The following is a 25,313-nucleotide window of genomic DNA, read 5'->3' as shown; positions in this document are numbered from 1 at the left end:
CCCCCTGTCTGTTGGACGCCCCTGTGGGCACTGCACTGGAGAAATCCCATGAGTTGGTTGGAAAAACTGCTACCCCCCAAGATTCAACACACCGACCCCACGGAGCGCCGCAGCGTGCCCGAAGGCCTGTGGATCAAGTGCCCCAGCTGCGAATCGGTGTTGTACAAAACGGATCTGGAGCAAAACCAGAACGTCTGCCCCAGCTGCGGTCACCACCACCGCATCGGTGCCCGCGCGCGCCTGAATGCGTTTCTGGACAACGAAGGCCGGTTTGAAATCGGCCAGGAAGTGCTGCCCGTCGATGCATTGAAATTCAAGGACAGCCGCAAATACCCCGAACGCCTCAAAGAAGCACTGGAAAACACTGGCGAGACCGATGCCCTGATCGTCATGGGCGGCGCTGTGCACGGCGTGAGCCTGGTGGCAGCCTGCTTTGAATTTGAATTCATGGGTGGCTCTATGGGCTCGGTGGTCGGCGAGCGCTTTGTGCGCGGCGTGGAGACTGCCATTGAGCAAAAAGTGCCCTTCCTCTGCTTCACCGCTACCGGGGGTGCTCGTATGCAGGAAGGCTTGCTCAGCCTGATGCAAATGGCCAAAACCAATGCAGCCCTGACTCGTTTGGCGAAAAAAGGCCTGCCCTACATCAGCGTGCTGACCGACCCCACCATGGGCGGCGTGAGCGCAGGCTTTGCTTTCTTGGGCGACATCGTGATTGCAGAGCCCAAAGCGTTGATCGGTTTTGCCGGCCCCCGCGTGATTGAGTCCACCGTACGGGTGACATTGCCTGAAGGCTTCCAGCGCTCCGAATTCTTGCAAACCAAGGGTGCGATCGACTTCATCTCTGACCGCCGCGAGCTGCGCAAGACGATCGCTGAGACTTTGGCGATGCTGCAGCGCCAGCCTGCGGACTCGGTGATTTAAGCCTTACCGGCACACCCCAAAAAAAGAGGCCCATCGGGCCTCTTTTTTTTATCCGGCCACTGCGGAGAGCAGCCCGTACTGCACATCGCCCAACACGATAGTAATGATCTGCAAAAGCACGAGCAGGACCAAGGGTGACAAATCCACCCCACCCACCAGCGGCAACACCTTGCGGATGGGTGCCAATACGGGCGTCACCAAGCGCTCCATCAGGTCAGACAGGAAAGACTGCGTCTGCACCCAGCTCAGCACCGCATAGACCAGCACGATGGCCGTCAGACCGGACAGGCTCAGCCGCACCAAGCCCAGCAAAGCCAGCACCACGATGGACAGGGGCGTCACCCCAAAACCGTTGAGCGACCACAACACGCCGAAGTGGGCCAACTGGATCAAAAATGCAGCCAAAAGGCTCGCCATGTCCCAGGGACCGATGGCGGGAATGACACGGCGCAAAGGCAAAACGATCCAGTCGGTCAAGGCAAAGATGAAACGCCCCAGCGGGTTGCCCGAGCGGGCCGAGAGCGGAATGCGTTGGTGTTGCATGTACAGGCGGAGCAGGCAAGTGCTGGTCAACAGACCGGACACGACCTCCAACAACAGGGCAACGATTTTGTAGAGCATGGGCCATCCAAGTGAAGTGCGAGCGCATCATAGCGGCAGGCTGCCCTCTTACAATGGAGGGTTGCGGCCAAAACCCCTTGAGGGGTGCCGAATTCCATACCAAACCCTGAAGTCACTCCATGTCTGACCAAAACCAAGCTGCTCCCGCACCGCAAGACGAAAACCAGTTGATCCACGAGCGCCGCGAAAAGCTCAAGGTACTGCGCGAGCAACAGGTGGCCGGCCAAGGCGTGGCCTTCCCCAACGACTTCCAGCCCGAGCACAAGGCCGAAGACCTGTTCGCCGCCTACAACGACAAAACCACCGAAGAACTTGCTGCCTTGGGCGCCACCGCCAAGGTCGCCGGCCGCATGATGCTCAAGCGCGTCATGGGCAAGGCCAGCTTCTGCACCTTGCAAGACTCCTCCTTCGGCCCGAGCGGCGGTCGCATCCAGCTCTATGTGCGCGGCGAAGACGTGGGCGTGGACTTGTATGCCGCCTTCAAGCACTGGGACCTGGGTGACATCGTGGCCGCAGAGGGCACGCTGTTCAAAACCAAGACCGGCGAGCTGTCCATCCACGCCACCAGCATTCGCCTGCTGACCAAGAGCCTGCGCCCCATGCCCGACAAGTTCCACGGCATGGCTGACCAGGAAGTGAAGTACCGCCAGCGCTATGTCGATCTGATGACCGATGTGGAAACCCGCAAGCGCTTTGTGGCGCGCAGCAAGGCCGTGAGCGCGCTGCGTGAGTTCATGGTGGGCCACAACTTCCTGGAAGTGGAAACGCCCATGCTGCACCCCATTCCCGGTGGTGCCAACGCCAAGCCCTTCAAGACCCACCATAACGCGTTGGACCAGGAAATGTTCTTGCGCATTGCGCCCGAGCTGTACCTCAAGCGTTTGATCGTGGGTGGGTTTGACCGCGTGTTCGAAATCAACCGCAGCTACCGCAACGAAGGCATCTCGGTGCGCCACAACCCCGAGTTCACCATGATGGAGTTCTACGCGGCCTACTGGAACTACCAGGACCTGATGGACTACACCGAGAAGCTGATCCGTGATGCCGCACAGCGTGCCACCGGTAGCCTGCAGCTCACCTACGCCGGCAAGCCCGTGGACCTGGCCCAGCCGTTTGAGCGCCTGACCATCGTGCAAGCCATCCGCAAGTACACCGAGGTCGGCGACAACGTAGACAACGCCGAGTGGCTGACCAACGCGCTCAAGAAACTGGGCCTGAACGAAGCCAAGAACAAGCTCGCCGGCCGCACACTGGCCAGCCTGCAGGTGCTGTACTTTGAAGAGACCGTGGAAGAAAAGCTGTGGAACCCCACCTTCATCATGGAGCACCCCACCGAAATCTCGCCACTGGCACGCGCCAACGACGATCGTCCCGAAGTGACCGAGCGCTTTGAGCTCTACATCACCGGCCGTGAGTTCGGCAACGGCTTCAGCGAGCTGAACGACGCCGAAGACCAGGCCGCCCGCTTCCATGCCCAGGTGGCTGCCAAAGACAGCGGCGATGACGAGGCCATGCACTTCGACCACGACTTTGTGCGCGCCCTGGAATACGGCATGCCCCCCACCGGTGGCTGCGGAATCGGCATCGACCGTTTGATGATGTTGCTGACTGACAGCGCCAGCATCCGCGACGTGATTTTGTTCCCGGCCCTGCGCCGCGAGGTGTGATTCAGGTTTGAAGCCAAATCGGCACCTGGCGCAGGCAGAATCTGCGCAAGCAGCTATGAAAATGGTAGCAATGCCTACGCTGCGCTACCTGAATGGCTACCCTGCAGACACACTGGCCCAGGTGCAGCGCATGCTGGACGAGGGCCGTGTAGGCGACTGGCTCACCCGCCGCTACCCGCAAGCGCACGGGGTGCGGACCGACAAGGTGCTGTACGACTATGTGCAGGACCTCAAGGCCGCTTACCTGCGCAGCACTGAGCCCTTGAGCAAAGTGGCGTTCGATAGCAAGCTGCATGTCGTCAAAAACGCGCTGGGCACGCACACCACGGTGTCGCGCGTGCAGGGCAACAAGCTCAAAAGCAAGCGCGAGATCCGGGTGGCCAGCCTGTTCAAGGACACGCCGGAGCCCTTCCTCAAAATGATCGTGGTGCACGAGCTGGCCCACCTGCGCGAGCGCGAGCACGACAAGGCCTTCTACCAGCTCTGCACCCATATGGAACCCAGCTACCACCAGCTGGAGTTTGAGGTGCGCATCTACCTCACCCACCTGGAAGCCACGGGCGAACGGCTGTGGGCAGCAGCAGCGGATTGCGCACCATGACTGCACCTGCCGGCTCACGCCTGCTCTGTTTCAACAAACCCTACGGCGTGCTGAGCCAGTTCACACCCGAGGGGCGCTGGCGCGGGCTCAAGGACTTCATCACCATTCCCGGCATCTACGTGGCCGGGCGGCTGGACGCCGACAGCGAAGGCCTGCTGCTGCTCACCAACGATGGCAAGCTGCAGGCCCGCATCAGCGACCCGCGCTACAAGATGGAGAAGACCTACTGGGTGCAGGTAGAAGGCGAACCGGACGAGCCCGCCTTGGCAGCCCTTCGCCAAGGCGTGATGCTGAACGACGGCATCACCCTGCCGGCACGCGTACAGCGCATTCCGCCACCGGAAAGCCTGTGGGAGCGCGACCCACCGGTGCGCTTTCGCCAATCGATTCCCACCAGTTGGCTGGAGCTGATCATCCGCGAAGGTCGCAATCGGCAGGTGCGCCGCATGACGGCGGCGGTGGGCTACCCCACCCTGCGCCTGGTACGCGCCGCGATCGGCGCTTACACCTTGCAAGGGCTGGCGCCCGGCACGCTGCACGACGTGCCGCTGCCCTGAAGGGCGTGGAGCCCGCCTCTCGCGGGCCCCTCAGTAGCGCGGTGCGCGCAGAGGCGTGAGCAAGTCGCTCAGCCCGTTGTGGTCAATCTCATGCATGAGCTGCAACAAGCGGCCGATCTCGCCCTTGGGAAACCCTTCACGGGCAAACCAGTTGAGGTAGTCGCCCGGCAAATCAGCGATCAAACGCCCTTGGTACTTGCCGAAAGGCATGGGGCGCTCCACCAGTTTTTGCAGATCTTCGGCCTGCATCAGCCGCCGGCCCGCTTGACGGTAAAGCCTTGGGCCACCAGCGCCGCCATGACCTTCTCGACATGGTCACCCTGCACTTCGATAACACCCTCTTTGACGGTGCCACCGGAGCCGCACGCAGCCTTGAGTTTTTTGCCCAAGGCGGTCAGGGCATCGTCGTTCAGCGGCACGCCTTTGACGAGGGTGACGCCCTTGCCCGCACGGCCTTTGGTTTCGCGGGACACGCGCACAATGCCATCCCCCACCGGGCGCTTCGGCGTATGGCAAGTGCAGGCAGCAATCGCCTGGCGGCACGTGGGGCAGGTGCGCCCCACCTCGGTGGAGTACACCAAGCCGCCCAGATCAGACAAAGATTTTTTCACGGCTCCCCCCACGTCTGCTTCAGCGGACGATGATTTCCGCGCGGCGGTTGCGGGGCTCACTCACGTTGGCCTCGGTGGGTACCAGCGGCTCCCGTTCGCCACGGCCCACAGCTTCTACCAGCTCAGGTGCGAAGCCCTGCTTGATCAGCAACTCACGCACCGCTTGGGCACGCTGCAAAGACAAAGTGTCATTGGCTTGCGGTGAGCCGGTGCGGTCAGTGTGGCCTACCACCACCATCTCGCCGCCCGCACGGGCGCGGGCCTGGGCCAGGATGCCCTCCAACTGGCTTTGGGACTCGGCCGTGAGGACAGAGCTGCCGGGCTCAAACTGCAGGGTGAAGCGGGCAGCTGCCGGCACCGGCAAAGCCAACAGTGGGCCATAGGCCGCACGCACCTCCTCCGCGCTGGACTGCTGCGCCGTCAAGCGGCCATCCCGCTGCAGCGCGGCCGTCTGGTAGGGCTGGGTCACATCCACCACGCCGGAGGCACTTTGCACCTGCACGGCGGTGGCGCGGCCATCGTCTTGGGGCAGCAAGGTCACACGGCTCAGGGGCGCACAGGCTTGTAAAGCCACCAATCCCAACAGGGCAACAAAACGCATGCTCATAGCACCTCCACAATAAAGTCGGTACCCCGCACGCTGACCGTGGAGGCCGGCGTGCTGACCTTGACGTTATCCGGCTGGGTTTTACCCAGCAAGCCCGTCACCATGCGGATGGTGCCTTGCAACACCCGCACCACGAGGCTGCCTTGCTGGGTGGTGCTGTCAAATTGAAAGCGGGTCAAATCCACCCGGGTGTTGGGGCCCACCGCAATGGTGGTGCCGTCACGCAACAGCAACACGGCTGAGCCGGTGGCGTCGGTTTGCACCTGGTCGGCTTCAGCTACTGCGCCACCGGATTGCACCGCACGCCGCACCTCGCCCTGCCCGACCGACACACCGCCCTGCACGGTTTTGAAGGTACCACTACGCGCCTCCTGCGCCTGGAGCGGGCTGCTGAAAAGCGCCAGCGCACACGCGGCACTGGAGAGAAGGACAAGCGTTTTTTTCATGGCAATAGGGTGATGACAGCGAAGCCCGCCATGGTACCGGATGCCCCGCCACCACGCGGCGTCCACACCCATCAAGTGCGGAGAAACCTGCTGGCATTCACTATCATTTTTATAGCTAGCCGCGCACAGTGTTTGAGGGCAATGTGCGAAAATGATGCACAAGCAACTTCCTGTGTAGTTTTCAGCACCATGTCCCGTCCAAGCGTTTGGGCCCCGAAAGTGGCCGCCCTCATCAAAAGCAACAACAGCCAGGCTGCGCTTGCGCAAATCAAAGTCGCGCCCACGGTCAAGGACTTGCAACAGTTGCGCGCCCTGATGACGGCAGACGGCTCCCTGCTCAAACACCGACAAATTGACGAAGCCACGCGCGACATGATCATCGCCCTGTCGGCCCCCCGCCTGCACCGCTCGCCCTGATGACCGCCCGGACCACGGCGCCCGCCATGCCGGGCGCAGACGTGCTGCGCGGACCGGACATGCCCGAACTGCTGCGCCACGAGGTGCTGGCAGACCTGTTTGAGGCCACCGCCCGGCGCTGCCCGGACACCCCCGCCCTCATCGACACCACCGCCACACTCACCTACCGGGAGTTGAACACCTTGGCCGACACCGCCGCCAGCCACCTGTTGGCAGCCGGCATTGGCGGTGGCGACATGGTGGGCCTCTGGCTGCCGCGCGGCCTGCCCTTGCTGGTGATGCAACTCGCCATTGCCAAAACCGGCGCAGCCTGGTTGCCCCTGGACGCAGACACACCGGCGGACCGCGTGTGGACCTGCCTGGAGGACGCGCAGGCCCAAGGCCTGATCAGCCAGACCACCATGGCAGAGCCCCTGCGCGCCAGCCTCGGTACAGGCAACATGCCGCTGTGGACGCCCGAACAACTGGGGCAACCCTGCCCGCCTCGGGTCCGCAGCCGCGCAGAGCCTCGCGATCCGGCCTATGTGATTTACACCTCGGGCTCCACTGGCAAACCCAAGGGGATTGCCATCACCCAGGGCAGCATTTGCCACTTTTTGCGCAGCGAGAACGTGCGGCTCGGCGTGCGCGAAGGCGACCGGGTGTACCAAGGCTTCTCGGTGGCCTTTGACATGTCGTTCGAGGAAATCTGGATCAGCTACCTGGTCGGTGCCATGCTGTGGATTGCCTCTAAAGAAGTGAGCAGCGATATTGAAAGCCTGCCCGGCGTGCTGGAGCAGGCGGGCATCACCGTGCTGCATGCCGTGCCTACGCTGCTGGGCCTGTTCAGCCGGGATATACCCAGCCTGCGCATCATCAACCTCGGAGGCGAAATGTGTCCGCCCGCCTTGGTAGAGCGTTGGGCCCAGCCGGGCCGGCAGGTCTTCAACACTTACGGGCCCACAGAGGCCACTGTGTCCGCCAGCTTGGCGGAGCTGAGGGCGGGCGAGCCGGTCACCATTGGCCAACCCCTGCCCAATTACGGGCTGATGGTGCTGGACGTGGAGCACACCAGCACCCTCGCCCTGGTACCGCGCGGCCAGACCGGCGAGCTGTGCATCACCGGACCCGGCGTCGCTGCCGGCTACCTGGGCCGCCCGGACCTGACGGCTGAAAAATTCCTGCCCAACCCTTGGGCTACCGGCCCGCACGACCAGCGCCTCTACCGCACCGGCGACCTGGCCAGCATCACACCCGAGGGGCAAGTGAACTGTCTGGGCCGCACCGATGACCAGGTGAAAATCCGCGGCTTCCGGGTGGAGCTGGGCGAGATTGAATCCGCCCTGTGCGACCAAGCCGGCGTAGCCGCCGCCGCCGTGGTGCTGCGGGCTGAAGACGGGGTGGACCAACTGATTTCCTTTCTGGTGGGCGATGCGCACGGTGAAATCAACACTGCGGCCCTGCGCCAGGCGCTCGCCGCGCGCTTGCCAAGCTATATGGTGCCGGGCCACATGGAGGTGCTGCCAGCCATGCCGCGCCTCGCCTCCGGCAAGATAGACCGCAAACAACTCAAGGCCCGGCCCCTGAGCCAGACAGCCCCCATCGCCGGGGACAGCGACACACCGGTGACCCCAGGGGAAACCGTGCTGTTTGCCGCACTGGCGCAGCTGTTTCCCGGGCAAACGCTCACCCGCGCCGCAGATTTCTTCCGCGACCTGGGTGGGCACTCGCTGTTTGCCGCACGCCTGGCCTCCCGGCTGCGCCAACAGCCCGGCTACGACCATGTCACGGTGCGCGACATCTACCAACACCGCACGGTGGGTGCGATTGCCGCCGCGCTGGATGCGCCCCGTGCCACGGCCGAGCAAGCCGACACCCAGTGGACTCCCCCGGGGAGCTGGCCTCGTTGGCGCTGCGGTCTGGCCCAGGCGGCGGCCGTCCCCTGGCTGGTCGCCATGCGCATGGGGCAATGGCTGGCACCATTTTTCACCTACCACTTCTACACCGGCGAACCGGACGACTCCATCCCCCGCGCGATCGCGGCCTCGGTGCTGGCCTACCTGCTGGCCACCGTGCTGGAGTTTGCAGTAGCCATTGCAGGCAAATGGCTGCTCGTCGGGCGGCAACGGGCCGGCAGCTACCCCTTGTGGGGCTGGACCTATTACCGCTGGTGGCTGGCCGATCGCTTGCTGGAGGCTGCACCGGTGTACCTGCTCAGCGGCTCCTCCATGTACCGCTGGTGGTTGCGCGCCCTGGGTGCCAAGGTGGGGCGGGACGTGGTCATCGGCTCCATCACCTTGCGTGCACCCGATTTGCTGGACATTGGCGAGGCCTGCAGCATCGGCAACGCAGTGAACCTGGAAAACGCCCGGGTTGAGCATGGGCGGCTGTTGCTGGGGCAGATCACGCTGGAAGCGCACAGCGCAGTGGGCTCGTATGCGGTGCTCGAAGGCAACACCCGCCTCGAAGCGTGGGCCCATTTGGAAGGGCAGTCCGCACTGCGGGATGGTCAGACCGTGCCCCAGGCCCGCATCTGGACAGGCTCTCCAGCCCGGGACCGTGGCCCCTTCGACGCCCAGACACAGCCCCCCCGCCCCCCCTACCGGGCATGGCACCAGTGGGCGGAAGGGGTGTACTTTGTGCTGGGTGCGCTATGGATTGCCACCCTGTTTTTCTTGCCCGTGTTTCCGAGCTTCGTGCTGATCGACTGGGTGGATGACGTGGAACGCTTTCCGGCGTTGGCCGTGAGCGGCACCGGCTGGCAATTGCTCAAGTATTTTTTGCTGGCCTTTCCCGCGGCGGCGGTCTTGCTGGTGTGCACAGCGCTGTTGTCTGCGGGCATCCGCTGGACCGTGCTACCCCGCCTGCGCCCGGGCAGTTGGCCAGTACACAGCCCGCTGTACTGCGCCAAATGGTTGGTCAACCAGATACAGGAATCCAGCCTGCAGGTGGTGCACGGCGTGTACGCCACCCTGTACGCCCCCTGGTGGTACCGCCTGCTGGGTGCCAAAGTGGGTAGGGATGCAGAGATTTCATCCGCCCTCGGACTGGTGCCCGACATGTTGACCTTGGGCGATGAAACCTTCATCGCCGATGCGGTGATGCTGGGTGACGAGCACATCGACGGCGGCTGGATGACCATGCGCCCCACCGTCATCTCCAAACGCAGCTTCGTGGGCAATGGCGCTTACATCCCCGACGGCACCGTGCTGCCCGAGAACGTGCTGATCGGCGTGCACTCCACCGCGCCCGCCAACGCACGTATGCACGATGGAGACACCTGGTTGGGCTCCCCGCCCCTGCATTTGCCGGCACGCGAAGAGGCCGCCGGTTTCCCTGAGTACCTGACCTTCAAACCCTCCACCGGACGACGCCTGGCGCGCGGCCTGATTGAAGCGTTCCGTATCGTGGCGCCACACGCCATTGTGATTTCGGTGGGCTACACCATCGTGCTCAAGGTCATGCCATATGCCGGCGAGGGGCAGTGGTGGTCGGTAATCGGCTACCTCACGGCATCGGGCCTGCTGTACGGGCTGGGCACCTACCTGTTCGTCGTGGCACTTAAGTGGCTGTTGATGGGCCGCTACCGCCAACGCAGCACCCCCATGTGGACGTCGTTTGTGTGGCTGTCTGAAGGGGTCACCAACCTGTTTGAAGGCATAGCCGTGCCCAACTTCATGCGCTACCTGCGTGGCACACCCTGGTTGCCGCTGGCTTTCAATGCACTGGGCTGCCGCATCGGCAAAGGGGTGTACATGGACACCACCGACATCACGGAGTTCGACTGCGTGCACATTGGCGATTACAGCGAACTCAACGCACTCACCTGCCCGCAAACCCATCTGTTTGAAGACCGTGTCATGAAGATCGATACCGTCAAGATCGGGCCACGGGTGTACATGGCCCCCCGCAGCGCAGTTCTGTACAGCGCCGAAGTCGGTGCCGACGCCTGGTTGGGCCCGCTGACGCTGGTGATGAAAGGCGAAAGCATTCCCCCGGCGAGCAAGTGGGCGGGTTGCCCGGCGGCGCCGGTAGAGGCCTGAGGAGCGGCACATGCCTGCAGAACGTGCCCTCGCCTCACGGTCAAGGCCTGCAGATTTAGACCAGGCAATTGCAGACTTGCAGCACACCGGATGCGCCGTGCTGGCACTCCCGTACCGCACGCTGCCCTCACGCGAAGTGGCGCGCAGCCGGGCACGCGAAGCGTTGATACAAGGCACGCAGGCATTCTTTCAATGCGATGCTGCCGACGTCGCACTCCACACCGTCCCCGGCCAAGCCCCCGTACTGACAGTGCGCGGGCGGAAAGTATTTGCGTCATTCAGCCACGAATCACACCTGTCACTCATCGCCTTGGATGTGCAGGGCCCAGTGGGTATCGATGTGCTGCATTTGGAAAACCCGGATTTTCTGCCTGGTGAATGCCTCCAGCTGGCGCAGGACTACCTACCACCAGACACCGCCTCACAGATGGCGGCCTTGGCAGCGCAGGCCCGGCCCGCCGCCTTCGGGCGCGCATGGGCACGGCACGAGGCCATTCTGAAGTGCCACGGCAGAGGCCTGGAAGAGTGGCACGAATCGACGCAGGCGCTCTACCACACCACGCTATGCCAAGAGGTGGAGACCGATACCGCCTACGCCGCCGTCTGTGCCCGACACAGGCCTTTGTCTTTACCTTGAGCCGCTACACTGCCTTCGCATGAAGCGACTCCGCCCCCTCTTGCAGACACTTCTGGCACCGGTGCTGCTGGGCTGGTTGGTCTGGGGCTATTCCGGACCCGCCGGTGACTTGGATTTGCGGACCCGCCCCCGCACCATGACAGAGAGTGGTGCCGCATCTGCGCCCCGCACGCCGGAAGCGTTACAGCGGATTCTGGTCAAGTTCAAGGACGACAGCCTCGCCCGCACTGCAGACAAGCCCAGTGGAGCCACTACCCGTACAAGCCAACGCATCACCAGAGCAGCGCAAGAGGCTTCGGCCGGACGTGCAGGCACCTTGTCTCACCTGCGGGCGGCCTCTGGAGGTAGCCACGTGTACCAGACCGGTCAGGCCCTGACCCGCCTCCAGATGCAAGCCGTGGTCCAAGCACTGGCCCAAGACCCCGACGTGGAGAGCGTGGTCGTGGATGAACGGGTCTACCCGCATGCCTTTGCTGCCACAGACCCCGACTACACGAGTGGCAGCAACCCTCAGTGGTACCTCAAGGCACCCGGCACCGATCTGGGCGCCGCCAACTTCGCCAGTGCCTGGAACAGGAGCACGTCCGCGGCAGCGCCCGTCAGCGGTCAAGGGGTGTACGTTGCCACCCTGGACACGGGCTACCGCCCGCATGCCGATTTTGTGAACAGCGACACAACCAACAACATTGCCGGGGGCTACGACTTCATTTCTGCGGATGCCACGGGCGTCTACGTGACCGCCAACGATGGTGATAGCCGTGATGCCAGCGCCCTGGACCCCGGCGATGGCAACACCAACCCCTCCTACTGCACGACAAGCGCCTCCAGTTGGCACGGCACGCGGGTTGCCGGACTGATCGCGACAGCGACCAACAACGGTGCCGGCATGGCCGGTGCGGCTTACCGCGCCAAGGTTATCCCAGCACGGGTTCTGGGCGTGTGCGGCGGCTATTTATCGGACGTGGTAGACGCCATCCGCTGGTCGGCGGGCATCACCGTGGGGCTATTGACCAACCCGAATCCCGCCAAAGTGATCAATCTCAGCTTGGGGAGCATTAGCAACTGCAACGTCGCCTACCAGGCGGCAATCAATGACGTGCGCACCCTCAAAAAAGCGACCGTCGTAGTCTCCACCGGTAACGACGGCAGCAACACCACGATCACTGCACCCGCGAATTGTCAGGGCGTTATTGCGGTCACCGGCCATCGGACCGATGGCAGCAGCCCCTCATTTTCCAATTTGGGAGCGGGAACCACATTGAGTGCGCCCGGCGTCAGCATCTACAGCACCAGCAACACAGGCACGCAAACTCCGTCGGCAGATACCTATGCCAGCGCCAACGGCACCAGTTTTTCGGCTCCCTTGGTTGCCGCAGCAGCGGCGCTGATGTACCAGGTCAAGCCCGGCATCACCCCGGATGAGGTTGCCTCCCGTTTGGTGAATTCAGCACGCAGCTTTCCCGTGGGCACCTACTGCAATGGCAACTATGCGTGTGGGGCGGGCATGCTGGATGCGGATGCCGCCGTCGTGCTGGTGCAAAACGATGACACACCAGTGGCAACGGCCACCGCCAGCGCAACCCAAGGAGTGTCACGCAACACCTCCGTAACATTGACAGGCACCGCGACCCCGGGTGCCAGCGGCACCGCCGTGGCGACCATGCAGTGGACACAGGTTGCCGGGCCGGCTGTCAGCATTGCCAATGCCAGCAGCAACAGCGCCAGCATCGTGACACCCGCCAGCTCCACCGAAACTCTTCTGGTATTTCGCTTTCGGGCCACCACCGCGTCCCCAAACATCAAAACCGCAGACAGCTACGTAGGCGTCAGCATGGTGTCTACCGCTAGCGCATCAACGGGGGTTACCGCCAGCGGAGGCGGGGGCGGCGGTGCGCTGGACCATGTCGCGCTGATCGCCTTGGCGATGCTGGCGCTGGTGGTGCACCGGCTAGCGCAGCGCCCGCGCACTACGCCATAACAACACGCCTGCAATACCACCTGCCGCCCCGGCCCAGTGCGCGGGCTGGTATACCGGAAAGCCCCAATCCTGCGTCTGCGGCGGATAAATGAGCTGCCAAACCAATTTGACCGCGATACCCAAGAGCAAGGCCCACGCCCAGCGCGCTTGATGTCCTTGCTTCTTGGGCACGTCCAGCGCGGCCCATAGCGCGCCGCCCGCTGCCCAGCCATGCAGGGCGCCTGATGCGCCGGCATAGTAGCTGCACTGGGTGTCGAGAATAAGCACCACCGCGACGCCAAGGACACCTCCGCCCCATGCCAGCGCCTGTTGTGGGGGACGCAGCCACGACCGGAACAACACCCCCAAGAGCACAGCCCCGGCGGCGTTCGCCAGGGCATGGGTGGCACTGAAATGCGCCCACTGCGCCGTCAGCGGCAACCACCATTGTCCGTCCAGAAAGGCTTGCCGGTGGTAAATCAGCGCGGCAAAGTCCATGGCTGGCGCTGCTCAGGGTTTCAGGCGATCCAGTCCAGTGCCTGCATGTAATCGGGGTGCACCATGAGGTCGTCCCACGCCAGAGCGGTGCTCGCAGGCAGCAGCGCACGGCGGCGGGCTTCACTGGCCTCCAGCGCCTGCCACTGGCCCTTGAGCTGGGCTTCGGTCAGGCCGTCAATCAGCTCGTCCACCGCCTTGCCGCCGCCCTCGGCATTGGCCATGGACTGGTTGCACAGGAGCACGAGATCACAGCCTGCATTCAACGCCACCACAGCCGCTTCGGTGTAGCTCACGGTTTTGCCGTCGATCAAGCGAGCACCGGCCATGGACAGGTCGTCACTGAAGATGGCACCGGTAAAGCCCAATTGGCCGCGCAAAATGTCGTTCAGCCACACGCTAGAGAAGCCTGCGGGGCGGCTGTCCACCTTGGGGTAAATCACGTGAGCGGGCATGACACTGCTGGTCACGGTGTTGAGCCAGCGGTACGGTGCGGCGTCATCCGCCAGGATGGCCTTGAGACTGCGCTTGTCCACCGGAATGTCAATGTGCGAGTCAGCCTTCACAAAGCCATGGCCGGGGAAGTGCTTGCCGCAGTTGGCCATGCCGCTTTTTTGCAGGCCGTGCATCAGGCTCTTGGCCAGCATGCTCACCACGCGCGGGTCGCGCGCAAAGGCGCGGTCGCCGATGACACTGCTCTCGCCGTAGTCCAGGTCCAGCACCGGCGTAAAGCTCATGTCCACACCACAGGCGCGCAACTCGGCACCCAGCACATAGCCGGTGGCGGTGGCCGCGTTGGTGGCATCCAGAGCGCCTGCCTTCTTGGTGGAGGTGGTGGGCACGATGTCACGCATCCACATTTCACCCAAGGCGCGCATGGGCGGCAGGTGGGTGAAGCCGTCGGTCTTGAAGCGTTGCACACGCCCGCCTTCATGGTCTACGCAGATCAGCAAATCGGAGCGTACTTTTTTGATGTCGCGGCACAGGGCCGTGAGCTGCTCGCGGTTTTGCCAGTTGCGGGCAAACAGAATCATGCCCCCCACCAGCGGGTGTTTCAAGCGCTTGCGGTCCACGGCGGTGAGGCTGGTACCGGCGATATCGATGATCAAAGGGGCGTGGAATGTCATGGTTTTTTTGCTATCAATTAAGGAGCTACTTGCGCATATTCTACGAGGGCTGGATGCCAATTTGGCTCAAATTTCAGCAGGTTTCCACCACACAGAAGCTCGCGGCGTAGTCGGTTTCGTCTGTCACGGTGATGTGAGCCTGCAGGCCTTGGGCGTCAAACCAGGCCTTCAGCTCGCCATGCAGCACGATGACAGGCTTGCCGCTGCGCTCATTCGCAATTTCGCACAGCTTCCAGCTCATGGGCATACGCATACCCAAGCCAATCGCCTTGCTGAACGACTCCTTGGCACTGAAACGGGTGGCCAGATAGCGCAAACCGCGTTCAGGCCAGCGCGCGCTGCGTGCCTTCCAGGTCTTCATCTCTGAATCGGACAGCACCTTGGCTGCAAAGCGCTCGCCGTGGCGCTCCACGCTGGCGCGTATGCGGCGCACATCGCAAATGTCGGTGCCAATGCCGTAGATCAAAGCCGTCCTTATTGACCGAGGCAGGCCAGATAGGCCTTGATGGTGGCGGTGTAACCCAGCTCCAGCGCGTCGGCAATCAGGGCATGGCCAATGGACACCTCTTGCAAACCAGGCACTTGCTGCGCAAAGGCGGTAAGGTTGTCACGGTTCAAATCATGGCCGGCATTCACGCCAAGGCCTGCGTCCAGTGCAGCTTGGGCAGCAGCAGCAAAGCGATCCAATTGCGCTTGCTGATCCGCGGTGCCCCACGCGGCGGCAAACGGCTCGGTGTAGAGCTCAATGCGGTCGGCGCCCACCGCCTTCGCTGCCGCCATGGCGGCAGGGTCTGCGTCCATGAACAAACTAACGCGCAGGTTCAGGGCATGGGCCTCGTCAATCAAGGGTTGCAAGCGGGCGGCATCCGCGGGGAAGCTCCAGCCGTGGTCACTGGTGAACTGGCCTTCCGAGTCGGGCACAAAAGTTACCTGGTGCACCGGCAGACCGCGCTCACGCAGGTCGCGAACACAGTCCATCAGGTTGTGAAACGGGTTGCCTTCCACATTGAATTCGCGGTCCGGCCAGGCTTTGAGCAGCTCCGCCAAGTCCAGCACATCCTGCGCGCGGATGTGGCGTGCATCAGGGCGCGGGTGTACCGTGATACCCGCGGCGCCCGCCTCCAGGCACAAAGTCGCTGCGCGGGTGACGCTGGGAATGCCGAGGTGGCGGGTGTTGCGCACCAGCGCCACTTTGTTCAGGTTGACGGAGAGATGGGTTTTCATAGGTTTTGAATATCAATCATCATCTGCCGCGTGCGCAGCGTCTTGACGCCGCAATGGTAGTGCAGCAGTGCCCGCAACTGGGGCTTGAGTTCGGACATCACTTCCGCACACGCCCGCAGCGTGGTGGTGAAGGGTGCGTGGTCGGCAATCGCGTCTTGCAGCGCCACCCACTGTGCCCCGCGTAAGCCCGCGCGGTCTTCCGGCCCGGCCAGGCGCAAGCCACCCTCGGGCACCAGCACGTAGCGAGCCTGGACATCCAGCGGTGCCAGCGTCATGGTTTGCACATCCAGCTGAGGCAAAAAACCGGTTTCGCGCAGCAGCAGCAACTCAAAGGTGCGCAATGCCGCTTGCAACACCTCGCCGTGTTCGCTGGCAATCACGCGCACGATCTGGGCGTAAATGTCAAATAGCTCGGCATGCGGATCGTCCCGCGCGAGCAAGGTGATGAGCAACTCATTGAGGTAGTAGCCGGACAAAAGTGCATCGCCCGTGGGCATCACATGTCCGCCCTGCCACTCCGCACTGCGCAAGGTGCGGATCTCCGCATCGCCCCCGAACGCCACATGCAAAGGCTGCAGCGGCAACAGAATGGGACGGAAACTGGACGTCGGCTTCTTCGCCCCCTTGGCCACCAGCGCCACCCGGCCGTAATGGCGGGTGAACACCTCCAGAATCAGGCTGCTCTCGCTCCAGTCGTAACGATGCAGCACAAACGCCGGCTCGTCGGCAATCCGTTTGGTCGCCATACGTCAGCGTGCCTTGCTGCCAGCAAACGCCGTGGAACTGGCTATGCCAGGCCGCAGGCGTTGCCCCCTGCAAGGGGGAAAGCGGCTACGCGAAGCGAGCAAGCCGGGGGGTGTGCTCATTCATACCCGAAGGAGCGCACACGGGCTTCGTCATCCGCCCAGCCGGAGCGCACCTTGACCCACAGCTCCAAAAACACCTTGGCATCGGCCAGCTTTTCCAGCTCCACGCGGGTTTCCATGCCGATGCGCTTGATGCGCTCGCCCTTGTCGCCGATCACCATGGCCTTGTGGCCATCGCGCTCCACCACGATGGTGGCAGCTATGCGCAACAGGCGCTTTTGGCCCTTTTTCTGGGGCGGCTCTTCGTCGAATTTGTCGATCACCACCGTGGAGGTGTAAGGCAGCTCGTCACCGGTCAGGCGGAACAGCTTTTCGCGCACCAGCTCGCTGGCCAAAAACTTCTCGCTGCGGTCGGTCAACTCGTCTTCCGAGTACCACCAGGCTTGCTCGGGCAGGAATTTCTCGCAAATACCCAGCAAGCGCTCAATGTCCTTGGCGTTCTTGGCGGACAGAGGAATCATCTCGGTGAATTTGGCGCGCGCTTGCATGGCCTGCAACCACGGTGCCAAGCCGGCACGCTCTTTCACGTTGTCCAGCTTGTTCGCCACCAGCACCACAGGAATCCCGTCGCCCAGCAGTTTCAAAACCTTTTCGTCCGCCGACGTAAAACTGCCCGCCTCCACCACAAACAACACCAAGTCCACATCGGACACCGCGCCCTGCACCGCTTTGTTCAGGGACTTGTTCAGCGCATTACCGTGAATCGTCTGAAAGCCGGGGGTATCCACAAACACAAACTGGGTCTGCCCTTCGGTGCGCATGCCTGTGATGCGGTGGCGCGTGGTTTGTGCCTTGCGCGAAGTGATGCTGATCTTCTGGCCCACCAGCGCGTTCAGCAGTGTGGACTTGCCCACGTTGGGCTTGCCCACGATGGCCACCAGACCACAGCGCTGGCCTTCGCCATCCGTACCGGGGGTAGCGAGCTTGGGCGTGCTCTTGAGCAGGCCTTCGAGCATGGCATCCAGGTTGTCTTGCACTTCCACCACTAGTGTCGTTGCTTGAGTGTCTTTTTGCCCCTTAGCGCCCGTGGAACCTGCGCGAGCAGCTACTTTTTTAGGAGCATTCATGATTTGACCTTTGCTTTAATGGTTTGCAGCATGGCCGCAGCCGCTGCCTGTTCTCCGGCGCGGCGGGAGCCGCCGATGCCGCGTTCTGACAAGCGCAGTTCGGGCACTTCGCACTCCACGTCAAAACTCTGTTTGTGGGCTGCGCCAATGGTGCCCACCACCGTGTACAGCGGCAATTTCATTTTGCGGCCCTGCAGCCACTCTTGCAACTCGGTTTTGGCGTCCTTGCCAATCGCCTGCATCTGCGGATTGATTTCCACCGCCTCAAACAGGCGATGTACCAGCGCTTGCGCCTTGGCAAAGCCGGCGTCCAAGTACACCGCGCCAATGATGGCTTCCAAGGCGTCCGCCAGGATGGACGCCCGCTTGGGGCCACCAGAGCGCATTTCACCCTCGCCGAGTTTGAGCACATCGGACAAGCCCAGCTTCAGGGCCAACTCATGCAGCGTTTCCTGGCGAACCAGATTGGCCCGCACGCGGGACAAATCGCCCTCCGGCAAACTGCCCAGGCGCGCATACAAAAGGTCGGAAATGGCCAAGCCCAAAACGGAATCGCCCAGAAACTCCAAGCGTTCGTAGTGCTCAGCAGAGAAGCTGCGGTGGGTCAACGCCCGCGACAGCAGGGAAATATTCGAAAACTGGTGCTGCAGCCGTTGCTGCAGCGCGGTCAAACCATCTGCCACTTATTTGGATCGTCCTGCGTATTTGAGGGTGAGGTAGGCGGGGCCGGCGAGGTGAATTTCGCGCTCGTAAGCAAAAGCCACAACCACTTTGTCGCCTTCTTTGGTGACTTCCAAGTCTTTGCCGGTAACAGACTTGATCGCGTCAATTTCAGTGGCCTTGTCAAAAATCGAACGCACTTCGGCAACCGACTGTCCGGCGCTGGCGCGTTGCGTCGCTTTTTCAACCGCCAAGTACTCGATGTAGGTCGGCACCGCTTGGGCAATCACCACGCCAGTCATGGCCAGGATAGCACCGAAAAAAATCAGGCCGATAAAAGAAATACCGCGTTGTTTGGATGCGTTGTGCATGTTGTAAGCCCCTACGTTTCGCTGCGACATCAACTCAGTGGAACCCGCCAATGCGTTTGAGATTGGTGAAGTTCATCCACACAAAAAATGCTTTACCGACGATGTTTTTATCCGGCACAAAGCCCCAGTAGCGGGAGTCCAGCGAGTTGTCGCGATTGTCACCCATCATGAAATACTGGCCTTCGGGCACCTTGCAAGTCACGCCTTCGACGGTGTAGTTGCAGTTCTCCATGCCGTCAAACTTCTCCACACCGGCCACAAAGGCTGGGCGGCGCGCGTCGTTCAGCAAGCGGTGCGGCTTGTCGCCCAAGGCCTCTTCAAACTGCTTGAAGTATTGGCTCGCGTCTTCATCAAAAAAGTCGGGCAAGGCATTGGTTTCCAGCGGCTTGCCGTTGATGGTGAGGCGCTTGTTCAGGTAGGCCACGGTGTCTCCGGGCACACCCACCACACGCTTGATGTAGTCCAAGCTCGGCTTGGGCGGGTAGCGGAACACCATCACGTCGCCACGCTGGGGCTTGTTGCCTTCGGTGACCTTGAGGTTGAGCACTGGCAAGCGCACGCCGTAAGTGAACTTGTTGACCAGAATGAGGTCGCCCACCAACAGGGTCGGGATCATGGAGCCGGAAGGAATCTTGAAGGGCTCAAACAAGAAAGAGCGCAGCAGGAACACCACGATGATCACGGGGAACAGCCCCGCCGTCCAATCCAGCCACCAGGGCTGCATCAGCAACTTGACTTTAGCTTCCTGGATATCGCCATCCACCTGGGTGATGCCCATGTTGGCCAAGCCTTCGCGGCGCTTGGCATCCTGGGTTTCCAGCTCTGCCACGGCGCGCTGGCGCTGGGGCAAAAAGTAGAAACGCTCTGCCAGCCAATAAGCACCTGTCACCATGCTCGCGATGAACAAGAGCAGCGCAAAGTTGCCGTCGACCAGACCGAAATACCAGGACGCGCCATAGGCAACGAAAGCCGCTAGCACGGCCGCTGTGAATGCTTGCATTAATCTTCCACTTGAAGGATGGCGAGGAAGGCTTCTTGCGGCACCTCCACCGAGCCGATTTGTTTCATGCGCTTTTTACCGGCTTTCTGCTTTTCCAGCAGCTTGCGCTTGCGGGAGATATCGCCCCCGTAGCACTTGGCCAGCACGTTCTTGCGCAGCGCTTTGATTGTCTCACGCGCAATGATGTTGGCCCCGATCGCCGCCTGGATCGCCACGTCATACATCTGGCGCGAAATGATCTCGCGCATCTTGCCCACCACGGCACGGCCACGGTACGCAGATTGGCTGCGGTGCACGATGATGGACAAGGCATCCACCTTCTCGCCATTGAGCAAAATGTCCACTTTCACCACGTCGGATGCACGGAATTCCTTGAACTCATAGTCCATGGACGCGTAGCCGCGGCTCACGCTCTTGAGCTTGTCAAAGAAGTCCAGCACGATTTCACCGAGCGGCATTTCATACGTCAGCACGACCTGGCGGCCCTTATAGGCCATATTCATCTGCACACCGCGCTTCTGGTTGGCCAAGGTCATGACCACGCCCACGTACTCTTGCGGCATGTAGAGGTGCACAGTCACGATGGGCTCGCGAATTTCCGCCGTCTTGCCGACCTCGGGCATCTTGGAAGGGTTCTCCACCTTGATGACTTCGCCGTCGTTCTTCATCACCTCGTAAACCACGCTGGGCGCGGTGGTGATCAGGTCCTGGTCGAACTCGCGCTCCAGCCGCTCCTGCACAATTTCCATGTGCAACAAGCCGAGGAAACCGCAGCGGAAGCCAAAGCCCAAGGCCTGGGACACTTCAGGCTCGTAGTGCAGGGATGCATCGTTGAGCTTGAGTTTTTCCAGCGCATCGCGCAGCGAGTCGTACTCACTGGCTTCGGTGGGGTACAGACCCGCAAACACCTGTGGCTGGATTTCCTTGAAGCCGGGCAAGGGCTCAGTGGCGGTAAAGGCCGCCCCGCCCGTGCCCTGCTTTACCAGCGTCACGGTATCGCCGACCTTCGCCGCTTGCAACTCTTTGATACCGGCGATGATGTAGCCCACCTCGCCTGCTTCCAGCGACTGGCGCGGCTGGTTGGCGGGGGTGAACACGCCCACGTTGTCGGCGTTGTACATGGCGCCCGAGGCCATCATCTTGATGCGCTCGCCCTTGCCCAAGCGGCCATCGACCACGCGCACCAGCATCACCACACCCACAAAGCTGTCGTACCAGCTGTCGATGATCATCGCGCGCAGCGGGCCATCGGGGTTGCCTCGGGGCGCAGGCACCTTGGCCACAATCATTTCCAGAATGTCGTCGATACCCAAGCCGGTTTTGGCAGAACAGACAATCGCCTCGGTGGCATCGATGCCAATCACGTCTTCGATCTCGCTGCGTGCGTTATCAGGATCGGCGTTGGGCAGATCAATCTTGTTGAGCACCGGCAGCACTTCCACACCGAGGTCCAGTGCGGTGTAGCAGTTGGCCACGGTTTGCGCTTCCACACCTTGTGAAGCATCGACCACGAGCAGGCCACCTTCGCAGGCCGACAGGGATCGTGACACTTCATACGAGAAGTCCACATGCCCGGGCGTATCGATCAGGTTGAGGTTGTAAACCTTGCCGTCCTTGGCCCTGTACTGCAGTGCGGCGGTCTGTGCCTTGATGGTTATCCCACGCTCTTTCTCGATGTCCATCGAGTCCAGCACCTGCGCCTCCATCTCACGCGCCTCCAGCCCGCCGCAACGCTGAATCAAGCGATCCGCCAGCGTGGATTTCCCGTGGTCAATGTGGGCAATGATCGAAAAATTTCGGATGTGATTCATCAACGACGCGCTTCAAGTAATTGAATTAAAAGGAACAGGCATGAAAAAAGGGCGCGTCGAGTGAGGACGCGCCCTGAACCAACAATCTTTTGGCAACTGCGATAGTTGGAAGCCCATTGTAGGCAAAAAGTCCAGAGAGCACAGCCCAAAAAAACCGGTTCAGGGGTCGTTGCACCAGGGCAACATCAAACTTATTCACAACATATCCACAGAATCACTGCACAACACCTTAACAACATGTGGGCGAACTGTGGAGTGGCTGTGGGGCAATCAACGACGTCCCATATGATGGATTATCGCAAGTTCTATATATCTTCTTTGAACCGAAGACACCCGTGATTCTAACCAACGCTTAAAAGCAAGCCGCCACCTGCACACGGCAGCGGTGCCAGTTTTGGCCCAAAAGAAATGCATTCGCCGGCAGATTTTGCGCAAAACAACCCCAAAGCCCGCTGTGCTTTAGGGTTGCTCGCCCATCATCGCCCTGCTCGGATGACCGCGTATTGCGTCCAATCACCGCGCCGGAACAGCACGTTCAGGGGCTTGGTTTTGTCATGCTTGGCGAGCACGGCGTCAAATTCTTTGGTGGTCAACACCTCCACATTGGCCACTTGGAGAATGATGTCGCCCTCGCGCAAACCTGCCCGGGCCGCTGCTTCGTTCGCGGCCTCTACCCGCACGCCACCGCGGACACCTGCTTCTTTTTTCATAGCATCCGTCAAGGCGCTGACCGTCAGGCCGAAGACCTGGGTTGCGATGGAGACGCTCGGCTTGTCTTCTTTGGCGCTGGCCTTGGCCACCGGCTTGTCTGCCTCGATCTCTGCAATCGTGACTTGCAGCTCTTTGCTGCCGCCACGGCGGAACACGGTCATGGTGCTCTTGGTGCCCGGCTTGGTGCCACCCACAATACGAGGCAGATCGCTGGATTTCTCAATCACCTTGCCATCAAAGCGGGTGATGATGTCGCCCGCTTCGACACCCGCCTTTTCGGCAGGTGAACCCGCCTCAACACCGCGCACCAGGGCACCTGTGGGCTTACCCAAGCCGATGGACTCGGCCACATCTTTGCTCACTTGGTCAATCTGCACGCCAATGCGGCCACGCGACACACGCCCGCTGGCGCGCAACTGGTCGCTGACCCGCACCGCCTCGTCCATGGGGATGGAGAAAGAAATGCCCATGAACCCGCCTGAGCGCGAATAGATCTGGCTGTTGATCCCCACCACTTCGCCACGCATATTGATGAGAGGCCCACCCGAGTTGCCAGGGTTGATGGCCACATCCGTTTGGATGAGGGGCAAAAAGTCCCCGGTATCGCGTTGCTTGGCGCTCACGATACCGGCAGTCACCGTGTTGTCCAGCCCGAAGGGCGAGCCGATGGCCATCACCCACTCGCCGACCCGCAAGCGGTTCACATCACCGACCTTCACCGCAGGAAGGCCCGTGGCATCAATTTTGACCACAGCCACATCGGAGCGTTTGTCCGCGCCCAAAATTTTGGCTTTGAACTCGCGCTTATCGGTCAGGGTCACGATCACTTCATCGGCCCCATCCACCACGTGGGCGTTGGTCATGATCACTCCGTCAGAGGTGAGGATAAAACCGGATCCCACACCGCGTGGCTGCTCTTCCTCCTGCGCTTGGGGCTGCGGGCGGTTGGGCTTGGGGGCTTGCTTAGGCAGATTAGGAATGGGCAAGCCGAAGCGCTTGAAGAACTCCAGCATGTCCTCCTCGCTGGGCGCACCCGCTTGCGCGCGAGTACTGACTTTTTCCAGGGTCCGGATGTTGACCACCGATGGCCCCACCTGGTCCACCAAATCGGTGAAGTCAGGTAATCCGCGCGCCTGCGCGTAAGCCGGCCCGGCGGGCACCAAGGGCACGAGCGTAGACACAAGGGCGGCGACAAGCCACATACGCCGCAAAGAAGAAGGCATCCAGGCAGTCATGGTTGATCTTTCCGAAAAGAAAATGAGATAGAGGCTTATTTTTTACGTTCAAGTGCTTGCGCAAACTGCGCCAGCGTGGACGGCGGCACTTCGCCGACCGCCGTGATCCACCAAGCACCCGCCTTGCGCGTGAGCGTGCGCGTGGCGCCCCCCAAGTCGGCTGCACCCTCGTGCAGGTGGCGCTTGGCGTCAAAGGCCTCCACAAACAGAGACACGGTGGCCAAGCCGTCAGAAAACATCCATTGCATGGACTGCTCGGTTTTGCCCGACGCTCCAGCCAGCAGCGCGATCGGGCGGGTGTAGCAACCCGCCGGCTTGAAGCCGGGCACCGCTGACGCCATGGCCCAGCCTTGGGCGGCGGCAGTGGTTTTTTCCGCCTTGCGGCGCTCAATGCGGTAGCCCTCGGTTTGCGCCATCAGTTGCGATAGCTTGGCGGGGCTGACGGCGACATCCAGTTGCAGCTCGGAGAAAGCCGACTGCTCCAGCACCTTCGCATCGACATCCAAGGTTTGCAGTTGCACGACCAGACCGGATTTTTTCTCGCTCCACACCCGGTAGCCATAGCGCAAGCCATCTTTGGGGGTGATCTGCACCACATCCGCCTCGATGCCGGCCACCCGCTCCACCCCCATGGGTTTGAGCGCATAAAACTCGTCCAAGGCGCGGCTTTGCGATTTCAGCAAGGCCGGAAACACGCCAAAGGTTTCCCGCGTTTCGGCGATGCCTACCCGTGCCGTGGGGTACAGCGTCAGCACCTCGTCATTGCGACGAAACGTAGAGCGCGGAGTGCCGCTCAAAGACTCGATGCGCTCCAGTTGCTGTTCGCCCTCGCACACATGCCAGATCTTGGCGCTGGCCATCTTGGTGCCGGCCGTGACCACAAAGGTGCCGGTATAGGTGCGGTGCCGCGATGCCTCGTGCAAGCGCAGCAACCAGGCGCTCACGGGCGCCACCTCCTGCACCGATACCTGCGCCTGCGCGGGTAACTGCATACCCGCCAGGAGCACACACACGCCCGCGAGCAACTGCCATTTGGAACCTTGCCACCAGAATTTCACGCTTATCGCCCCGATGTCTCAAACGTGGCGTTGCGCAAAAAGCCGGACGGAGCCTGCCAAGCAGAATGCCCGCCCATTTGCTGATGGGCCGCCATCAACGCATCCAAGGCAGGATCCCTCAACATGACGCTAGCGCCCGCGGAATCTGCACCGGCAGCTACCAAAACAGGAGCAGTGGCAGGCGCAACAGATACGGGCGCCACCGCCAACTGCGCCTCCTGCGAGGAAGGCCATACCAAAGCCGCCACCACGCCCACCGACACCATTGCAGCCACCGACGCCAAGCGCATCGACTTCCACCACGGATCATTCGCCGCCAGGGCAGACGCCGCAACCGGCGCCTCTACCGGCAAACCTGGTGCAGATACGGTACTAACGGGCGCTTCCAACGCAAGCCGCCCTTGCAAGCGCTCCCAAAACGCCACCTCGCCGGATGCACTGGCGACCACCTCACCACACACCACCGCCGACGTTGCGTGGTGCGCAGTCCACCACTGGTGAGCTTGCGGCTGCGCCTCCAGCGCATCCAACAGGGCGCCGATTTCGTGCGCCGGCAGCTCACCATCCGCCAGAGCGGAAAGCTGCGCGTGCAGTGCAGAAGGGGTTTCAGTCATATTCGCCATA

26 protein-coding genes are annotated in these 25,313 nt (G+C 61.9%); 8 read left to right on the top strand and 18 right to left on the bottom strand.

Annotated features, from left to right (window positions below):
• The first annotated feature begins 48 nt into the window (after positions 1-48).
• The gene (gene accD / locus FDM28_RS15370; protein ID WP_138516684.1) at positions 49-921 is read left to right on the top strand and encodes an acetyl-CoA carboxylase, carboxyltransferase subunit beta; all 873 of its coding nucleotides are present in this window, start codon (positions 49-51) and stop codon (positions 919-921) included.
• 48 nt (positions 922-969) lie between these two features.
• Here accD and FDM28_RS15365 read toward each other — a convergent pair whose 3' ends face one another.
• Positions 970-1,542, bottom strand: coding sequence for a YggT family protein (locus FDM28_RS15365; RefSeq protein WP_138516682.1), 573 nt, complete (start codon positions 1,540-1,542; stop codon positions 970-972).
• 119 nt (positions 1,543-1,661) lie between these two features.
• Here FDM28_RS15365 and lysS point away from each other — a divergent pair, with 119 nt between their 5' ends.
• The 3 genes from lysS to FDM28_RS15350 are packed head-to-tail and all read left to right on the top strand — an operon-like array spanning position 1,662 to position 4,367.
• A complete protein-coding gene (gene lysS / locus FDM28_RS15360) occupies positions 1,662-3,209 on the top strand; it encodes a lysine--tRNA ligase (RefSeq protein ID WP_138516680.1) in 1,548 nt (515 codons plus the stop codon).
• A gap of 55 nt (positions 3,210-3,264) precedes the next feature.
• Positions 3,265-3,810, top strand: coding sequence for a YgjP-like metallopeptidase domain-containing protein (locus FDM28_RS15355; RefSeq protein ID WP_420853031.1), 546 nt, complete (start codon positions 3,265-3,267; stop codon positions 3,808-3,810).
• Positions 3,807-4,367 (top strand): pseudouridine synthase, encoded by a 561-nt coding sequence (locus FDM28_RS15350; RefSeq protein ID WP_138516678.1) that lies wholly within the window; start codon positions 3,807-3,809, stop codon positions 4,365-4,367. Before FDM28_RS15355 ends, FDM28_RS15350 begins: the two co-directional genes overlap by 4 nt.
• A 30-nt stretch (positions 4,368-4,397) precedes the next feature.
• Here the strand turns inward: FDM28_RS15350 and FDM28_RS15345 are convergent, their stop codons facing one another.
• From FDM28_RS15345 to FDM28_RS15330, 4 genes are read right to left on the bottom strand one after another with little or no spacing between them, the layout of a single operon-like run.
• Positions 4,398-4,616: a DUF3820 family protein gene (locus FDM28_RS15345; RefSeq protein ID WP_138516676.1), complete on the bottom strand. Its 219-nt coding sequence runs from the start codon at positions 4,614-4,616 to the stop codon at positions 4,398-4,400.
• The gene (locus tag FDM28_RS15340) at positions 4,616-4,978 is read right to left on the bottom strand and encodes a translation initiation factor Sui1 (RefSeq protein ID WP_240792035.1); all 363 of its coding nucleotides are present in this window, start codon (positions 4,976-4,978) and stop codon (positions 4,616-4,618) included. The genes FDM28_RS15345 and FDM28_RS15340 overlap by 1 nt, the downstream gene beginning before the upstream one ends.
• 19 nt (positions 4,979-4,997) lie before the next feature.
• Positions 4,998-5,585 (bottom strand): OmpA family protein, encoded by a 588-nt coding sequence (locus FDM28_RS15335; RefSeq protein WP_138516672.1) that lies wholly within the window; start codon positions 5,583-5,585, stop codon positions 4,998-5,000.
• Positions 5,582-6,031: a FecR family protein gene (locus FDM28_RS15330; protein WP_170211812.1), complete on the bottom strand. Its 450-nt coding sequence runs from the start codon at positions 6,029-6,031 to the stop codon at positions 5,582-5,584. Before FDM28_RS15330 ends, FDM28_RS15335 begins: the two co-directional genes overlap by 4 nt.
• Before the next feature lie 189 nt (positions 6,032-6,220).
• Between FDM28_RS15330 and FDM28_RS15325 the strand changes: the two genes are divergently transcribed.
• The 4 genes from FDM28_RS15325 to FDM28_RS15310 are packed head-to-tail and all read left to right on the top strand — an operon-like array spanning position 6,221 to position 13,085.
• Positions 6,221-6,448 carry a hypothetical protein gene (locus FDM28_RS15325; protein ID WP_138516668.1) on the top strand — a complete coding sequence of 76 codons (228 nt, stop codon included), beginning with the start codon at positions 6,221-6,223 and terminating at the stop codon, positions 6,446-6,448.
• The gene (locus FDM28_RS15320) at positions 6,448-10,470 is read left to right on the top strand and encodes a Pls/PosA family non-ribosomal peptide synthetase (RefSeq protein ID WP_206021984.1); all 4,023 of its coding nucleotides are present in this window, start codon (positions 6,448-6,450) and stop codon (positions 10,468-10,470) included. The genes FDM28_RS15325 and FDM28_RS15320 overlap by 1 nt, the downstream gene beginning before the upstream one ends.
• Before the next feature lie 10 nt (positions 10,471-10,480).
• Positions 10,481-11,107 carry a 4'-phosphopantetheinyl transferase family protein gene (locus FDM28_RS15315; protein ID WP_138516666.1) on the top strand — a complete coding sequence of 209 codons (627 nt, stop codon included), beginning with the start codon at positions 10,481-10,483 and terminating at the stop codon, positions 11,105-11,107.
• Between the two features lie 19 nt (positions 11,108-11,126).
• Positions 11,127-13,085 carry a S8 family serine peptidase gene (locus FDM28_RS15310; protein WP_138516664.1) on the top strand — a complete coding sequence of 653 codons (1,959 nt, stop codon included), beginning with the start codon at positions 11,127-11,129 and terminating at the stop codon, positions 13,083-13,085.
• Here FDM28_RS15310 and rrtA read toward each other — a convergent pair.
• The 13 genes from rrtA to FDM28_RS15245 all read right to left on the bottom strand — a co-directional run bounded on the left by rrtA (position 13,056) and on the right by FDM28_RS15245 (position 25,303).
• Positions 13,056-13,562: a rhombosortase gene (gene rrtA / locus FDM28_RS15305; RefSeq protein ID WP_138516662.1), complete on the bottom strand. Its 507-nt coding sequence runs from the start codon at positions 13,560-13,562 to the stop codon at positions 13,056-13,058. The two genes, FDM28_RS15310 and rrtA, sit on opposite strands and share 30 nt — an antisense overlap.
• 20 nt (positions 13,563-13,582) lie before the next feature.
• The gene (gene nagZ, locus FDM28_RS15300) at positions 13,583-14,686 is read right to left on the bottom strand and encodes a beta-N-acetylhexosaminidase (RefSeq protein WP_138516660.1); all 1,104 of its coding nucleotides are present in this window, start codon (positions 14,684-14,686) and stop codon (positions 13,583-13,585) included.
• A 73-nt stretch (positions 14,687-14,759) separates the two neighbouring features.
• Positions 14,760-15,152: a holo-ACP synthase gene (gene acpS, locus FDM28_RS15295; RefSeq protein ID WP_138516658.1), complete on the bottom strand. Its 393-nt coding sequence runs from the start codon at positions 15,150-15,152 to the stop codon at positions 14,760-14,762.
• An 8-nt stretch (positions 15,153-15,160) separates the two neighbouring features.
• On the bottom strand, positions 15,161-15,910 hold the full coding sequence (locus tag FDM28_RS15290; RefSeq protein WP_138516655.1) for a pyridoxine 5'-phosphate synthase: 750 nt from the start codon (positions 15,908-15,910) through the stop codon (positions 15,161-15,163).
• The gene (gene recO / locus FDM28_RS15285) at positions 15,907-16,656 is read right to left on the bottom strand and encodes a DNA repair protein RecO (RefSeq protein ID WP_138516653.1); all 750 of its coding nucleotides are present in this window, start codon (positions 16,654-16,656) and stop codon (positions 15,907-15,909) included. The genes FDM28_RS15290 and recO overlap by 4 nt, the downstream gene beginning before the upstream one ends.
• Before the next feature lie 116 nt (positions 16,657-16,772).
• Complete coding sequence (gene era, locus FDM28_RS15280) at positions 16,773-17,732, bottom strand: GTPase Era (protein WP_240792045.1); 960 nt, start codon at positions 17,730-17,732, stop codon at positions 16,773-16,775.
• 107 nt (positions 17,733-17,839) lie between these two features.
• On the bottom strand, positions 17,840-18,526 hold the full coding sequence (rnc, locus tag FDM28_RS15275; RefSeq protein ID WP_138516649.1) for a ribonuclease III: 687 nt from the start codon (positions 18,524-18,526) through the stop codon (positions 17,840-17,842).
• On the bottom strand, positions 18,527-18,874 hold the full coding sequence (locus FDM28_RS15270) for a DUF4845 domain-containing protein (protein WP_138516647.1): 348 nt from the start codon (positions 18,872-18,874) through the stop codon (positions 18,527-18,529). It abuts the gene before it with no gap.
• Between the two features lie 34 nt (positions 18,875-18,908).
• Positions 18,909-19,874 carry a signal peptidase I gene (lepB, locus tag FDM28_RS15265; protein WP_138516645.1) on the bottom strand — a complete coding sequence of 322 codons (966 nt, stop codon included), beginning with the start codon at positions 19,872-19,874 and terminating at the stop codon, positions 18,909-18,911.
• On the bottom strand, positions 19,874-21,685 hold the full coding sequence (lepA, locus tag FDM28_RS15260; protein ID WP_138516643.1) for a translation elongation factor 4: 1,812 nt from the start codon (positions 21,683-21,685) through the stop codon (positions 19,874-19,876). Before lepA ends, lepB begins: the two co-directional genes overlap by 1 nt.
• A 476-nt stretch (positions 21,686-22,161) precedes the next feature.
• Positions 22,162-23,631 carry a Do family serine endopeptidase gene (locus FDM28_RS15255; RefSeq protein ID WP_138516641.1) on the bottom strand — a complete coding sequence of 490 codons (1,470 nt, stop codon included), beginning with the start codon at positions 23,629-23,631 and terminating at the stop codon, positions 22,162-22,164.
• 35 nt (positions 23,632-23,666) lie between these two features.
• Positions 23,667-24,689: a MucB/RseB C-terminal domain-containing protein gene (locus FDM28_RS15250; RefSeq protein WP_138516639.1), complete on the bottom strand. Its 1,023-nt coding sequence runs from the start codon at positions 24,687-24,689 to the stop codon at positions 23,667-23,669.
• 2 nt (positions 24,690-24,691) lie between these two features.
• On the bottom strand, positions 24,692-25,303 hold the full coding sequence (locus FDM28_RS15245; protein WP_138516637.1) for a sigma-E factor negative regulatory protein: 612 nt from the start codon (positions 25,301-25,303) through the stop codon (positions 24,692-24,694).
• Positions 25,304-25,313 lie beyond the last annotated feature (10 nt).

Origin of the sequence: Rhodoferax bucti (genome assembly GCF_005876985.1) — a bacterium.
GTDB classification, from domain to species: domain Bacteria; phylum Pseudomonadota; class Gammaproteobacteria; order Burkholderiales; family Burkholderiaceae_C; genus Allorhodoferax; species Allorhodoferax bucti.
Note: the sequence above shows the minus strand (reverse complement) of the source record. Positions and strands in the feature narration are given on the sequence as shown.

Excerpts from the sequence above, each read along its gene's own strand:
- accD (WP_138516684.1), top strand. The coding sequence starts at position 49 with ATGAGTTGGTTGGAAAAACTGCTACCCCCCAAGATTCAACACACCGAC.
- FDM28_RS15365 (WP_138516682.1), bottom strand. The coding sequence starts at position 1,542 with ATGCTCTACAAAATCGTTGCCCTGTTGTTGGAGGTCGTGTCCGGTCTG.
- lysS (WP_138516680.1), top strand. The coding sequence starts at position 1,662 with ATGTCTGACCAAAACCAAGCTGCTCCCGCACCGCAAGACGAAAACCAG.
- FDM28_RS15355 (WP_420853031.1), top strand. The coding sequence starts at position 3,265 with ATGAAAATGGTAGCAATGCCTACGCTGCGCTACCTGAATGGCTACCCT.
- FDM28_RS15350 (WP_138516678.1), top strand. The coding sequence starts at position 3,807 with ATGACTGCACCTGCCGGCTCACGCCTGCTCTGTTTCAACAAACCCTAC.
- FDM28_RS15345 (WP_138516676.1), bottom strand. The coding sequence starts at position 4,616 with ATGCAGGCCGAAGATCTGCAAAAACTGGTGGAGCGCCCCATGCCTTTC.
- FDM28_RS15335 (WP_138516672.1), bottom strand. The coding sequence starts at position 5,585 with ATGAGCATGCGTTTTGTTGCCCTGTTGGGATTGGTGGCTTTACAAGCC.
- FDM28_RS15330 (WP_170211812.1), bottom strand. The coding sequence starts at position 6,031 with ATGAAAAAAACGCTTGTCCTTCTCTCCAGTGCCGCGTGTGCGCTGGCG.
- FDM28_RS15325 (WP_138516668.1), top strand. The coding sequence starts at position 6,221 with ATGTCCCGTCCAAGCGTTTGGGCCCCGAAAGTGGCCGCCCTCATCAAA.
- FDM28_RS15320 (WP_206021984.1), top strand. The coding sequence starts at position 6,448 with ATGACCGCCCGGACCACGGCGCCCGCCATGCCGGGCGCAGACGTGCTG.
- FDM28_RS15315 (WP_138516666.1), top strand. The coding sequence starts at position 10,481 with ATGCCTGCAGAACGTGCCCTCGCCTCACGGTCAAGGCCTGCAGATTTA.
- FDM28_RS15310 (WP_138516664.1), top strand. The coding sequence starts at position 11,127 with ATGAAGCGACTCCGCCCCCTCTTGCAGACACTTCTGGCACCGGTGCTG.
- rrtA (WP_138516662.1), bottom strand. The coding sequence starts at position 13,562 with ATGGACTTTGCCGCGCTGATTTACCACCGGCAAGCCTTTCTGGACGGA.
- nagZ (WP_138516660.1), bottom strand. The coding sequence starts at position 14,686 with ATGACATTCCACGCCCCTTTGATCATCGATATCGCCGGTACCAGCCTC.
- FDM28_RS15290 (WP_138516655.1), bottom strand. The coding sequence starts at position 15,910 with ATGAAAACCCATCTCTCCGTCAACCTGAACAAAGTGGCGCTGGTGCGC.
- recO (WP_138516653.1), bottom strand. The coding sequence starts at position 16,656 with ATGGCGACCAAACGGATTGCCGACGAGCCGGCGTTTGTGCTGCATCGT.
- era (WP_240792045.1), bottom strand. The coding sequence starts at position 17,732 with ATGCTCGAAGGCCTGCTCAAGAGCACGCCCAAGCTCGCTACCCCCGGT.
- FDM28_RS15270 (WP_138516647.1), bottom strand. The coding sequence starts at position 18,874 with ATGCACAACGCATCCAAACAACGCGGTATTTCTTTTATCGGCCTGATT.
- lepB (WP_138516645.1), bottom strand. The coding sequence starts at position 19,874 with ATGCAAGCATTCACAGCGGCCGTGCTAGCGGCTTTCGTTGCCTATGGC.
- lepA (WP_138516643.1), bottom strand. The coding sequence starts at position 21,685 with ATGAATCACATCCGAAATTTTTCGATCATTGCCCACATTGACCACGGG.
- FDM28_RS15255 (WP_138516641.1), bottom strand. The coding sequence starts at position 23,631 with ATGACTGCCTGGATGCCTTCTTCTTTGCGGCGTATGTGGCTTGTCGCC.
- FDM28_RS15245 (WP_138516637.1), bottom strand. The coding sequence starts at position 25,303 with ATGACTGAAACCCCTTCTGCACTGCACGCGCAGCTTTCCGCTCTGGCG.